This is a genomic window from Paenibacillus sp. N3.4, from assembly GCF_008017805.1.
Classification (GTDB): domain Bacteria; phylum Bacillota; class Bacilli; order Paenibacillales; family NBRC-103111; genus Paenibacillus_E.
This window is the reverse complement of the sequence record NZ_VRTT01000123.1, coordinates 1-12,460: the sequence shown is the minus strand read 5'-3', so window position 1 is coordinate 12,460 and position 12,460 is coordinate 1. Positions and strand designations below refer to the sequence as shown.

Here is a 12,460-nt window from a genome sequence, read left to right as displayed (position 1 = left end):
TGCAGACAAAGTGAAGGCATTCAGAGAAAACTAGATGAACTATTCGGACAGAAAAAATACTTGGTTCAGCAAGGAATTCATATAAGTCAACTTGTTCATCAGTATTTTGACATCCGGGTCCTGGTTCAAAAAGATATTCTTGGAGAATGGACTGTTTCCGCCATAACGTGTAGAGCAGCCTATGAACATTACTATAACACGAGTATATGTGAAACCATTTATGATGCTGAAGAAATTCTTCCGCGATTATTTTCGCCGGATAAAGTGAATGAAATCCGCCGTTCTCTGTATGAGGTAAGTGTAACGGCCGCACAAGAAGCAGAGACTTACTTGGGTTTATTGGGAGAATTGAGTGTCGACTTTGTATTAGACGAACAGAGAAAGCTATGGATTATCGAACTTAACGGACAACCCCAAAAAAATATATACAAAGATCTTACGTGTTATAAACGAAAAATTTATAGTAGACCCTTAGAGTATGCTTATTATCTTTCCCAATCTTGAGGATAAATAAGATCTAAAGAGAAGCGAATAAAGCTATTTTGTGAGGTGAGTGTTATGATTTCTATTAGCCTATGTATGATTGTTAAGAACGAAGAGGATATCATCGAAAGGTGCCTGAGCTCCGTTTGTGATCTTGTTGATGAGATTATTATTGTAGATACAGGATCGACCGATCAAACGAAAACAATTGCGCGCAAATACACGGAGAGAATTTATGATTTTGTTTGGATTGATGATTTTGCAAAGCCCGGAATTTTGCTTTTAATCAAGCAAGTAAGGACTACATTTTTTGGTTGGATGCTGATGACATTTTGAAGGAAAAGGATCGCGCTAAACTCGCTGCTTTAAAAGAGACGCTTGACCCAAACATTGATTCTGTCACAATGAATTATCATCTAGCATTCGATGAATTTGGCGAAGTTACATCCAGTTTAAGACGCAATCGACTAGTGAAAAGAAGCAATCAGTTTCAATGGGTTGGCGCTGTGCATGAGTATCTGGCAGTGTGGGGATCCATCTTAAATAGTGATATAGCTGTCACGCACAGTAGACTTCATCATGAAAATGAACGAAATCTCCGTATTTATGAAAAACGATTAGCCCTGGGTGAGGAATTTTCGCCGCGGGATTTGTATTATTATGCTAATGAATTATTTGATCATCGGGGGTTTGAAGAGGCAATTCACTATTATGAAAAGTTTCTAGCGACAGGTAAAGGTTGGGTGGAAGATAATATCTTAGCTTGTGGAAAACTAGCGGATGCCTTTCATCATCTCGGAGATCATCAAAACGAACTTCGCTCTTCATTAAGATCGTTACAATTCGGTCCCCCTCGCGCTGAATTTTGTTGTCGTTTAGGTTATCACTTTTTACAACAAAATGACATTCAAACATCCATATTTTGGTACACAGTAGCTACACAATTAGAACATCCTAAAGATAGCTGGGGATTGGCAAACCCAATGTGCTCCACTTGGTTACCCCACTTGCAGTTGTGCGTATGCTACGATCGCCTTGGGAAATATGAGTTCGCTTATAAGCATAATGAAGCCGCCAGACTTTATCGGCCAAATGATGAGCGTATCCTGCAGAACAAGCGTTATTTTCTCACCCGAGGAGTAATGGGTCATGGGTGCCAAGGTGATGCGCTTGTTTAGCTGAATTCCGCTTTTGCACACACCGGACTCTACATCTGTTCCGCACGCTGATAATCCAATAACAAAAGACAAAAGAACCGTTAGAGATGCTGCTGTACTCCTAACGGTCTTTCTAGATCGACGAAAAGACGAATAGCAGAAGGATTGGATAAAATGCAGGAGACTGTTATGGGGCCTAGTATGAAAAGCGTCGATTCTCCCAAACTGCATTGATTCATTGTATCCATTGAGACATCTCTTTAACTAAAGCAGGTCTTAAAAGTGCTCAATCACGTCGCTCAACAATCGGAATAGAGATTCTGGTAAACAATGTCGTACGTCTTTCTGCTTGTTCAAGTTGTCAACACATGCTGCGGCTTAACCATCGCCTTGCTTTCCCAAGTTTGGGTTCCCCATCGAAGCAGCATGAGCAGACCTCTCAGCCATTCGTCGACGGCGAAGGCGATCCATAACTCATAAGTTTGCCAAAAGTCAAAATTTGTACAATAATCTTGCCCTGAGTTCAATATTTGATTGCTCAGCCCTCTTTGCTTTTTTGATTGTTATCAGCCGCCAGCCTGTCAAAAGAGCGGATACCAAGCAGATCGCCGACGACGTCATGAATACAACATGCATGACGGAGAGGACAATATCTGGATGTCCCGGGATCAGGTCGGTTACCCGGTACCCTGCTTTCTTGCTCATCACGTTAAATAAAATGGCAGTTGCACATTAAAAAGAAAAAACCTAACAACGGTTAGGTTTCAACTGCTTTTTTGAACAAGAATCTGTTCATTGCTACAGGGCTTATGCAGTCATTCAAAAGGTGCGTTTTTGTTCAATGACGGCGAAAACTGATTGTTTTCCAGATTGATCGCAGTCGCCAGCTTTAAAGTAAAAGAATCGGGCTCTGCTTCGAACGGATTGCGACTGCGCATTCGTCTCCATTCTCTTACTTTATCTTTGCGTATATAAAAGTATCCCGTAATCTACTTCCGTCCGCAGTAAAATTTTCATTTCTTAAAGTCCCTTCGAGGGAAAATCCTAATCGTTCAGCTACTGCTTTACTCTTGTAATTAAGTGTATCACAACGTATTTCGAGTCTTCGTGCCTTTAATTCAGTAAAAGCAAATTCGGAAATACCTTGTACAGCTTCTGTCATGTATTCATTACCGCTAAATCGTGTATCGATCCAATACGCTATCTCAAACTTAGGTATTATCCAATCCGGTTTGTGCAGCCCCGTTAGAACCAATAAACTGGTTTGTTTCTTTATGAAAAATCAGAAATCTTAAATCTTCTCTCCTTAAAAATTTTACGTGTGCCTCTCTCATATTGACTTCCAAATCTTCTACGGAATGTTCTTTTTGAGCAGAGGGTAACCAGCATTTCAACTCATTCATAGAGGCTGCTACAGCTTCAAATACGATCTTGCCATCTCCCGGTAAAGGCATTCTTATAAGCAGCCTATCTGAAGTCAATTGATTAGGGAAATCTAATAATAGGGGATTAATGAGAATCACCTCTTCCAATTTCATTTAATAAATCTAGCATAAAGTGGTACTTAATTGATAACAGGAACGGATCCAAACAACTCTTACTTCAATATACAAAAAGGATTTGCCATAGGGCAAGCTCCTATACTATCATTCTCTGTCTAGTTCAACCATTAATGCTACATCATTCACTTTTTAGAGGAGGTTTCAGAACCTCTTTTAATTGATTAGCTAACAATTTGTGATTATCGTCTCATACCAAGTTGCGTATAACAGAACCCATGAATGATTTTCGAAGCATAAATCGCTTCAATGACTCTGCGGTACTCATTCACATAATCGATTTCATTGCTTACGGATGTATACCCCCTACCCTGCTGCGATCCGATCTTAAACGCAATTCCACCGAACTCCGTAATCAGGATTGGTTCGCCATGATGCGTGAATCGGTTCGCGTAAATAGGGCGATTCGCAGGCATTGACTGCAGCACTTATTCTTTGGTTGCAAGTGAACGTTTAAAAGCCTCGTACTTCTCTCTTTCTTCGGGCTGTCCGTGGTTATAGTTATGAACGGCGCAAACATCTGTTTCTGTCAATTCCCAACCGTCATTTGAAATAACTAAACGCGTTGGATCGAGTGAACGAATCAAGTGATACATGGCAAGACTATGGGACTTTTAGAAAGCGTTACCATGACGATGTTCAAGAACCATCGGACATATTTTTAGTTTTCCCATCTATCATCAAGTTTTCGCAATTTTGACTTTATGTGTTATTTTTTCAAAAAATCTTGATAATTCGGCGGAAAGTCCGTTTTTTTCGGGCCCTTAATATGTTCATAATTTACGAGTTTTACTTTTACGACCGGGGATATTTCATACGTAAAAAGATCCTCACCTACAGGAATATGTGGGCCTACAGTAGGAGTAACACCAAGGGTGATCAGAAAATCGAACCCCCGAAATCCATTAACTCGCTCTACATGTTTAACATCAACAAAATAAGGATATACATCTGGCGCCGTATTTAAATACTTGGCATATACCTCAGCGAGGCTGCCATTTATGTAGGGCAATAATAAAAGCACTAGCATATCTTGAAATTGCAATTCTTTAGAGTCTTCTACAGGCTTCTTTATTTCTGCTGCAAAAGAAAAAGTCAGACTTTTAACTGATAAGACAATCACTAGCATACACACAATAACCAATTTGTTTCTCATTGATTGTCGCCCCCACTTTCATCTGGATCGCTTATATTCAGTTCGGGAGTGAATAGTTGATTCTTCTTGAGAAAGTTCTTTAAACCCTGAGTTGCAACATGGACTGCAAGCGTATGATTTTCTTTTGTGAATATAAGTAATGTTGGATAATATGTGCTTGACCGACTAATCAACATGACAACTTCGGTAACTGTACCATTTATTAGCTCATTATCTGTTTTATAAGGCGGGATTAGTGGAATCTTGATTGCTATACCATCGTTCGGCTGAATATTAAAAGAACCTGCAATCAGACTGGCAGAGGATAGCCATAGCTTTACTTGGTCCTGTAAAGATTGAGAGTTTACTATCGTCTGTATGACTTCCCCTTTGTTAATGTCAAACACTTCAGCGCCATCAAATGCCTGCACCGCCTGTGTACAAATAGTACTTATTGAGATAACAATCCATATCAGTAACGACTTAACCTGCAGTTTCATACAAACACTCCTCCGCTTATTTGGGTGGTAATATTCCCCATTCGTATGAAATTACTCATAACTTAACAAGTGGTTGCGCGAACTTTCACTTGAGAACATTAGAGGATTCAGACCCAACATAGGTATTTCCCATCTCAGCAATGATCGCGGCTGCCCTAGCAACAATCGTAGGATGCCTATAAGTTTCGAAAGCAGGAGCGGCATCTGAATCTACTGATGAGATTGTTCTCGTCGAATCGGCTCCATCAGTGAGCAAAATCATTAATTGGTCATCTCAACCTGGAAAAGAACTAACCCCTTGTATCCCCAGTGCTACCTCAACCTTACTAACGAACCGTATTGTCCTTATGATCGTCTAAATTGTTTTTTTGCTAGTCTAACGAATCGCAGCAGCGTTAATGAGGAAAAAAATAGAGGGAATGCATCCATTTGCCCGTAATAGTGATTCTGAAGTTCGTTAGAATCTCAAAACACGTTATTTTGATCAAATAAGGTTTATTGAGTTCGTAAGCCGTACGAACGATAACACTGTTTGCCACCGAAAACGATTAATGATAGGGCACATCCGTAACCATGAATTTTCCTATGAGATCCATATCCTTGAATCTCGATCCCTCCCTTTACATTGCCGTCAGACTTAAGCCAAGTCCAGGTAACGATAACCGTTGTTAAAATCACACACTTCCCATTCAGGGTACAAATGGTTGAAGTTTCTTATAATCGGGAACCAAACATCCTTTCTTATCATGGTTTGTGAAAACTAAAACGCCGCTTTGATATCAAACCCGCCAAGCAGGTTCAGAATGTGTCAAAGCGGCGTGTGCTTCACAACCGACGTTATTTTTTTAGAATATCTAACGTGTAGAATATTTCAACGGTGAAGAAACCAGCGTCTGATACTACTTTTAATCATCCAAATATAGTCCTCAACTACCGCTATCTCTACTCAACTTCTCGTTTTACTATGAAGTTAAAGCGCTACACCTGCAGTAAACCCCTCGCCAGCATCGATTCAGCGAGCAAGACGGCACCTTTGCCAGCACCCATCTTCGTATTGTGAGAGACCAAAACATATTTCACACCGCCAAGTACCGGCTCCACTTCCAGTCTACCCATACTTGTAGTCATCCCTCCTCCCAGCTCACGGTCAAGGCGAGGTTGAGGGCGATATGGGTCTTCAAAAATATGAATCATGTGATCGGGAGCTGAATGTAAATTAGCGTCTTTGAACGGATTATAGCTATGGATTACTTCTTTGATTTCAGCTAAACTCGCTTGTTTCTTCAGACCGACAAACACCGATTCTGTGTGTCCATCTAACACATTTGCTCTTGTACATATACAATTGATATTAATTTCAGCAGGAGTAATGCCCTCATTCGAATATTCACCGAGAATTTTTAAAAGTTCTTTTCGAACCTTATCCTCTTCGTTGGGGATATACGGGATAATGTTATCTAGAATATCCAAAGAACGAACACCGGGACTTCTACCGGCACCGCTAAGTGATTGCATGGAAACCATAAGAACATTTTGTATTCCAAAATGTTCTTATGGTTTTAGCGTTATCGCAAGTCCAGTAACCGTACAATTGGGAACAGGAAGAACAAAACCTTTCCAGCCATGTTCTCGCTGCTGTTTGCGGATTAATTCCGCATGATCATCATTGACTCCAGTAATAAGTAGTGGCGTATCTTCAAAATAACGAAATGCAGATGCCGTTGAGAATGTTGGAGTCGTTTGGGCAAACCAAGGCTCCAATTCTTTAGCGAGATCGGATTCAATCGCTGTGAAAATAACATCAACAGAATCTGGACGGAATTCCTTTGAGGCTAGTACTGGAACGTTCAACATATCCTCGGGAATCGGTGTATGCTGTGTCCACCTCGATGATCCGTTAGATTCCAGCAATGCTTCTTGATAAGTTTTCATAGTTCTTGATGTCACCATAATAACAACTTCAAAGTTCGGATGATTGGATAATGCCTGCACAAACTGCTGACCGGCCATGCCCGTTGCTCCTACGACTGCCGCTTTTAACCTTGACATATTGCTCACTCCTTGAATGGTATGATTAAATTTCTCGTAACACGATCATGCAAATAAAAAAACCTCACCCCCAAGACTAATTTATAGTCTCAGGGACGAGAATTGTATGCTCGCGGTACCACCCGGATTCGCAAATATGTCGCCATATCCACCTCTTCGAGTACGACATCTTTTTACAAAGATGCTTATACTCTAGCTCTATAACAGGAGCTCCTGTTACACCATCCCCTCGTAGGTTCCGATGTACTGCTCAGAGGCTTTCTTCAATAAATAATCCTTCACTCCTTTTCACCTGCCGGAGCTCTCTGTGGAAAAACGATTTATTTACTTTTCTCATCATCGCATTTTGAATTATTGGATACAGAATACCAAGTAATTTGAAGTAGAGTAAAGATATTTTTGTGGATAATCCGCCTAAGTGAATACATTCAGTCCTAAAGCAACTGCTGTAGTCAGAAAAGCACTCCAGAAAACAATCCCGATGGTCATCCATACAAACAGCTTACGAGGTTCTGCTCCGAAAGAAATGCCTATGGCTGCGCCGAGTGGAGCACCGGTAATCAGTGGCGATAAGAAACCGATGCCAGGGATACCATATTTGTCCCAAATTCGGATCATACGGCTGCTTCTTCCGCCGCCGCTCTTATTTTGAGTACGTCGTACAAGCCAATTCCTAATGGATGTGCCGAAAAAAATCACAATGACTGCGCTGAGCATTGAGCCCACCGCACTTAGAATACCCGTCAGTAGAGGATGCAGCTTGAGGGTAAATCCAAGTGGAATAGCTGCCCATAATTCCAATATGCCAGTGCCAACGACAGAAGCCCATGTCAGTAAACTATCCATCCGAAGTGTTGTCTTGAGCATTTGAAATGTTTAGAACCATTAGATCCTCATCTACATATTGCCCATTGAATTTCAAGGCATTTCGTTCCCTACCATAAGTCTCGAATCCCAAAGACATATAAAGTTTTTTGGCGTAGTCATTTTCAGATACGACCGTTAAGTTTATTTGTTCCAAACCATCGCACTCTCCTGTTATTCTGATTAGTTCAAGCATAAGCGATTTCGCTAAACCCTGCCCTCGCATTTCTTGTACTACATACATGCCGTAGACATTTCCCTTGTGAGCAGTTTTAAAGCTTTTTTCACGCATAAAAGTTACAATCCCAACTAACGAATCATTTCCGTCAAAAGCCCCGAGAACAAATTTGTCCTTCGTTGGTTTTATTCGCTCCACGATCGTCTCTTGTGAATATCTTACTTCACTGTCATACGTTGATCCAAATGATTCTGGGTTTATTTGTAACGAACTCAGTCTTATTTCTTGGTACGCTTGAGCATCTGATTCTTGTAATATACGTATTTGCATGGATTCTTCCTTTCTGGTTTTTCCCCTAAATCTTAATTCACTTCTATTGGTAAGTATCCAATATTAATTCTACCTCAATATACTCAGGATTACACTTTTAAGCTCATATCGAGAACAATTGTAACGTATTACCGGAAGATGCTCGTTTTAAGAATTATCATTGAATGATCTAATCATAAATTTGGCATATTAACTACGTATAAAAATTCAAATGATAAGAGGGATATCAATGTCTGACCACCAAGCTAAGCAACAAAATGCCGAAACCCAAGCTCATAATGCGGTTGCTGATTCATTAAGCGAGTTAAATCAAGCACAATCAGTAAGCACGAATCGCCGGCAGGCTATTCAGTTAGCACAAGAAGAACTGGACCAAGCCCATGCACAATTAGCAGAAGCACGAACTGCCGCAACTGAAAGCACAGAATAGAAGTAAAACATCCAAACTCATTGCTAAAAAACAATAAAAACAGCGACAGTCATGGACCAGAAATAAAGTCCTAGACTGTCGCTGTTTTATTGAATTATCAGTACTCGTTAGCAGAATGAAATATCAGTCATTCGCTCTGAGAAAAGCCTCAGCCGTTCCATTTGATCATTTGTCAGCCGAATATCCCTCTCATCATGGGAGATTGAATCATCCAACCGACAGAACGTTCAGAAATTTATGGGTCCTATCCCTAGTGGCTCCGATTATCCGAAATCGTCAGGTTGTGAAGTACTGCTCCCTGTCGATGTCTGGAATGAGCGTTGGCTGCACGGGACGCCACCCGAACCGCTCCTGCGTCAGGGCGCTTGACATCGGATAGTCCATCGAAAGAAAGTGCGCTAGCCAACCGAAGTGGCCGGCTGCCTCCTCAGGAGACTTGCTGATGATCGGCACATTAAGGCGACGGCCGATTACGCTGGCGATATCCCGAATCGGCACACTCTCGTCGCCAATCGCGTGCAGCTTGGCACCTGCAAGTGCCGCCTCAAGCGCCAGCCGGTAAAGACGTGCAGCATCAATTCGGTGCACAGCAGACCAACGGTTAGCGCCATCGCCCACATAGGCCGAGACACCCGTGCTGCGGGCGACATTGATCATGGCCGGAACGAAGCCGTGATCAATGTCGCCATGTACCGATGGCGGAAGCCGCACCACCGACACGCGAACGCCATGCGATGCCATCGAAAGAGCTGCCTCTTCCGAAGCGACGCGGTGCGCCGCGGCCGAGATGGGATTGGCCGCATCTTCTTCTGTCCCGAAGCGTCCCGGCGTGAGGAGCGCGGACACTGAGGTGACAACTAAAGGGCGGCCAGAGTTCGCGAGCGTAATGCCGAGCGCCTCGATCGCGAGCCTGTCCAGTTCGCAGGCGGCTGCAAAGTTAGAGAAGTCGTGAATGAAGCCAGTGTGGATGACGCCATCCGATGCATCCACTCCGCGCTTCAGGCTGTCGAGACCATCCAGAGAGCCGCGATGCGCTGCAGCTCCGGCTGTGGCGAGTGACGCGGCGGCCGCATCCGAGCGAGCGAGGCCGAGCACCTCATGCCCCGCGCCGATCAGTTCGCGAACAATGGCGGAGCCGATGAAGCCTGTCGCACCAGTAACAAAAACACGCATAATGAAGTCCTCCTTAAGCTGTTGAGTAGTAGAGCTACTTGAACCACCTGGGATTCGCGTAAACGATCAGCACCGCTGGCCTCAAGTCTAAACTCTAAACTGATTATAGTCTTCGTTTCACCAAGATGATTGCCTGATCCTCTGGAACGCACCTTGATCCCTAATCAACGCGCATGGAAGATTCTGAAGGTACTGACATCCGATATGGCTGGTTTCCGCAGGGAAAAATGAAAACCCGCCAAGCCTTATGGCCGCGGGGTACGTGGGAAAAGTCGGGATCGTTGTATCTCGCTCAGTAAAGACCCAAGCCGGGAAGGTGACAGGCCTTGGTGACAGCCCATACGGTTGGATCAGTCCAATATTTGTGTTTGTTGATGCCATTTGACGATGTCTCTGTTTGGCGGGCTTCCGAAAAAGCGGCTGTAATCTCGGCTAAATTGGGAGGTGCTCACATACCTCACTAGCTGACATGCAGTAGTCGCATCCATTGAACTAGAGACCATCAGACGCCTCGCTTCATGAAGGCGCAGTGCTTTTTGGTATTGCAGTGGGCTCATCGAAGTGACTGCCTTAAAATGCTCATGAAACGAGGACACACTCATGTGTACCAACTCGGCCAAGTCTGCAACCTTCATCTGCTGGGAGAAATTGGCGCGGAGCCAAGCAATCGCCTTCGCAACTCACTGCACGCCTGAATCCGCAAAACCAATTTCGGCGACGTGAACGCCTATGGGGCTGCGCAGGACTCGTATCAAAATCTCATCCACCACGAGTGGGGCTAGTAATTCAACGTCGCCGGGATTGGGCAAACACTCCACCAGCCTCCTCACCGCGCCCACAATGCTCAAGTCGGCACTCGTGACGTAACCTGCGCTCCGCTGACGAACTGGAGGCAGGCCTTGGGGATATACTTTCAGGACCAACTCGGCGATCCTTTGCGGATCGAGGTCCAGCCTAACACCGAGGAACGGCTCGGAAGGACTCGCATGTGTGATCTGGAGAGCAACAGGTAGGGCAACGGGGAGCACGAGCATATTCGACCTGCCGAACTGATAGACCTCCTGCCCCATCGTAACGGCCTTTGCCCCTTGTGCAGCGATTAACAAAGAGGGCAAGTATAAGGTTTTCACGTACTCCGTGTCTATTCGTGAAAAGCGACCGATGTGCAAACCTGGGATGCGCTGGCTAAAGCTACCGTCATGTGGAGCATGGGTATAGATCAAGCGTGCCAACTGGGCCGCTTCTGCTTCAAGCGCTCCCTCGGCGCTACCTGATGCTGGTGTAACCGCATGCTTATCTAGCATCCTCATTGTTACGGAAGCAACTCCCTTTTATTCAGACATTTTGACCAAGGGGTCCCAATAATTTCTGACCAGTCTGATTGATCCTGACCACTGGGTCTGGTAATGCGTGACTAGCCTCAGAGGCTTAATATTTTATACTCTTAGGCGCTTTATATCTTGTCTTGGTGGAAAGCCAAACATGCGAGAATATTCGCGGCTGAATTGCGAGGGGCTTTCATAGCCTACTCGAAATGCCACATCAGCGGCATCTGCTGATTCGGTTAATAAAAGGCGACGTGCTTCTTGCAATCGCAGCTGTTTTTGAAACTGAATAGGGCTCATAGCAGTTACCTCTTTGAAGTGTCTGTGAAACGAAGAAATACTCATACTGGCTATTTCTGCAAGCTCTTCAATGCGCAAAGGCTTATCATAGTTATTGCTAATTTGTTCGATTGCGTCCCTGATTCCATAGATGCCGCTTCCTTCCATTGCGATTTGTGCCAGCGTAACTCCATACTGCCCTTGCAGAAGCCTGAATAGAATTTCCTTTGTGTAGATAGGAGCAAGGAACGGAATGTCTAGCAAACGAGCTAATCTGAATATAGAATCCATTATAGGTAGCTCCATCTGACCGACAAACATAGCTCGTTCAGCATTTCCTCTCGGGGTGATTCGAATTTCAGAATCACTTAGAACATCTAAGATTTCACTCGCCGTAAATTCAAGTCTAAAACCCAAATACGGAATATCGGAAGAAGCTTCAGTGACTTGAGCAGTAACCGGCAAGTCAACTGATGCAATAAGGTAATCCGCTGGATCGTACTTGAAGCGCTCCTGTGCCAGCCATACCTCCTTCGCCCCTTGAACCACAATGCATAAGGAAGGTTTGTAAACTCCGTAACTTGGTCCGGTCAATTTAGATCGACGTATGAAAAATAAAGTCGGAATGGCAGTTGCGTGAACACCGTCCTGGACTGCATACCGCTCAATTAGTTTGGCAAGTTCATTCTGCTGTTTAGTTATAATTTCAGACATAAGATCCTCCTTGTTCCGTCATTCCCTATAATTCGATTATATTCCATATTCGTAAGATACATAAGAGTAGCAAGAGAATTAGGCAATCATTTGGTATGAATGGGATAACGGTCGCCTTTTCATCTGTTGCATAATAAGGTTATACCCCATTAAAAAAAGGGAACAAAGGAGCGTATCGACAAATGGAATATGTGAAACTTGGAAATACTGGCTTGGATGTATCCCGGCTTTGTCTTGGCTGTATGAGCTTTGGTGTAGCAGAGCGGTGGCATCATCCATGGATA

The 12,460-nt window shown here is 43.7% G+C and carries 15 protein-coding genes, 5 pseudogenes and 1 other annotated feature; of the genes and pseudogenes, 4 read left to right on the top strand and 16 right to left on the bottom strand.

From position 1 onward, the window contains the following. Both FU659_RS39495 and FU659_RS39490 read left to right on the top strand, forming a co-directional pair. Positions 1–504: YheC/YheD family protein (locus tag FU659_RS39495; protein WP_187274557.1), on the top strand; the 504-nt coding region annotated here is incomplete at its 5' end. Positions 505–558: 54 nt separating this feature from the next. After that, positions 559–1,661 (top strand): annotated as a pseudogene (locus FU659_RS39490) (glycosyltransferase family 2 protein). 332 nt (positions 1,662–1,993) lie between these two features. Here the strand turns inward: FU659_RS39490 and FU659_RS39485 are convergent. The 12 genes and pseudogenes from FU659_RS39485 to FU659_RS39430 all read right to left on the bottom strand — a co-directional run bounded on the left by FU659_RS39485 (position 1,994) and on the right by FU659_RS39430 (position 8,255). After that, a complete protein-coding gene (locus FU659_RS39485; protein ID WP_187274558.1) occupies positions 1,994–2,167 on the bottom strand; it encodes a hypothetical protein in 174 nt (57 codons plus the stop codon). Continuing rightward, positions 2,133–2,369 (bottom strand): annotated as a pseudogene (locus FU659_RS39480) (hypothetical protein); the annotation flags it as partial. The gene FU659_RS39485 and the pseudogene FU659_RS39480, both read right to left, overlap by 35 nt. Positions 2,370–2,455: 86 nt before the next feature. Beyond that, positions 2,456–2,578 carry a hypothetical protein gene (locus FU659_RS39475; RefSeq protein ID WP_261808207.1) on the bottom strand — a complete coding sequence of 41 codons (123 nt, stop codon included), beginning with the start codon at positions 2,576–2,578 and terminating at the stop codon, positions 2,456–2,458. Between the two features lie 14 nt (positions 2,579–2,592). Further along, positions 2,593–3,154: pseudogene (locus tag FU659_RS39470) on the bottom strand (GNAT family N-acetyltransferase). A 227-nt stretch (positions 3,155–3,381) separates the two neighbouring features. Continuing rightward, positions 3,382–3,627 carry a hypothetical protein gene (locus tag FU659_RS39465; RefSeq protein WP_187274556.1) on the bottom strand — a complete coding sequence of 82 codons (246 nt, stop codon included), beginning with the start codon at positions 3,625–3,627 and terminating at the stop codon, positions 3,382–3,384. A 281-nt stretch (positions 3,628–3,908) separates the two neighbouring features. Then, entirely contained in the window at positions 3,909–4,355 is a 447-nt protein-coding gene (locus tag FU659_RS39460) for a DUF3888 domain-containing protein (RefSeq protein ID WP_147951413.1), read from the bottom strand. Next, complete coding sequence (locus FU659_RS39455; RefSeq protein WP_147951412.1) at positions 4,352–4,834, bottom strand: hypothetical protein; 483 nt, start codon at positions 4,832–4,834, stop codon at positions 4,352–4,354. Before FU659_RS39455 ends, FU659_RS39460 begins: the two co-directional genes overlap by 4 nt. A 579-nt stretch (positions 4,835–5,413) precedes the next feature. Further along, positions 5,414–5,573: pseudogene (locus FU659_RS39450) on the bottom strand (transcriptional regulator); the annotation flags it as partial. A 239-nt stretch (positions 5,574–5,812) separates the two neighbouring features. Beyond that, on the bottom strand, positions 5,813–6,373 hold the full coding sequence (locus FU659_RS39445; RefSeq protein ID WP_261808209.1) for an Asd/ArgC dimerization domain-containing protein: 561 nt from the start codon (positions 6,371–6,373) through the stop codon (positions 5,813–5,815). Between the two features lie 12 nt (positions 6,374–6,385). After that, positions 6,386–6,883, bottom strand: a complete 498-nt coding sequence (locus FU659_RS39440; RefSeq protein WP_222708706.1) for an aspartate-semialdehyde dehydrogenase — start codon at positions 6,881–6,883, stop codon at positions 6,386–6,388. An 88-nt stretch (positions 6,884–6,971) separates the two neighbouring features. Next, positions 6,972–7,232, bottom strand: a binding site (T-box leader). A 65-nt stretch (positions 7,233–7,297) separates the two neighbouring features. Next, entirely contained in the window at positions 7,298–7,729 is a 432-nt protein-coding gene (locus FU659_RS39435) for a small multi-drug export protein (protein WP_147951411.1), read from the bottom strand. Further along, the gene (locus FU659_RS39430; protein ID WP_147951410.1) at positions 7,722–8,255 is read right to left on the bottom strand and encodes a GNAT family N-acetyltransferase; all 534 of its coding nucleotides are present in this window, start codon (positions 8,253–8,255) and stop codon (positions 7,722–7,724) included. The genes FU659_RS39435 and FU659_RS39430 overlap by 8 nt, the downstream gene beginning before the upstream one ends. Before the next feature lie 229 nt (positions 8,256–8,484). Between FU659_RS39430 and FU659_RS39425 the strand changes: the two genes are divergently transcribed. Further along, entirely contained in the window at positions 8,485–8,685 is a 201-nt protein-coding gene (locus FU659_RS39425) for a hypothetical protein (RefSeq protein WP_147951409.1), read from the top strand. Between the two features lie 276 nt (positions 8,686–8,961). Here FU659_RS39425 and FU659_RS39420 read toward each other — a convergent pair whose 3' ends face one another. The 4 genes from FU659_RS39420 to FU659_RS39405 form a co-directional block, all read right to left on the bottom strand. After that, a complete protein-coding gene (locus FU659_RS39420; RefSeq protein WP_147951408.1) occupies positions 8,962–9,858 on the bottom strand; it encodes an SDR family oxidoreductase in 897 nt (298 codons plus the stop codon). A 350-nt stretch (positions 9,859–10,208) separates the two neighbouring features. Then, positions 10,209–10,526, bottom strand: a complete 318-nt coding sequence (locus FU659_RS39415) for a helix-turn-helix domain-containing protein (RefSeq protein WP_261808208.1) — start codon at positions 10,524–10,526, stop codon at positions 10,209–10,211. Between the two features lie 12 nt (positions 10,527–10,538). After that, the gene (locus FU659_RS39410; protein ID WP_261808206.1) at positions 10,539–11,162 is read right to left on the bottom strand and encodes an AraC family transcriptional regulator; all 624 of its coding nucleotides are present in this window, start codon (positions 11,160–11,162) and stop codon (positions 10,539–10,541) included. Positions 11,163–11,294: 132 nt separating this feature from the next. Beyond that, positions 11,295–12,176, bottom strand: a complete 882-nt coding sequence (locus FU659_RS39405; RefSeq protein WP_147951407.1) for an AraC family transcriptional regulator — start codon at positions 12,174–12,176, stop codon at positions 11,295–11,297. 182 nt (positions 12,177–12,358) lie between these two features. Between FU659_RS39405 and FU659_RS39400 the strand changes: the two are divergent. Beyond that, positions 12,359–12,460, top strand: a pseudogene (locus FU659_RS39400) (aldo/keto reductase); the annotation flags it as partial.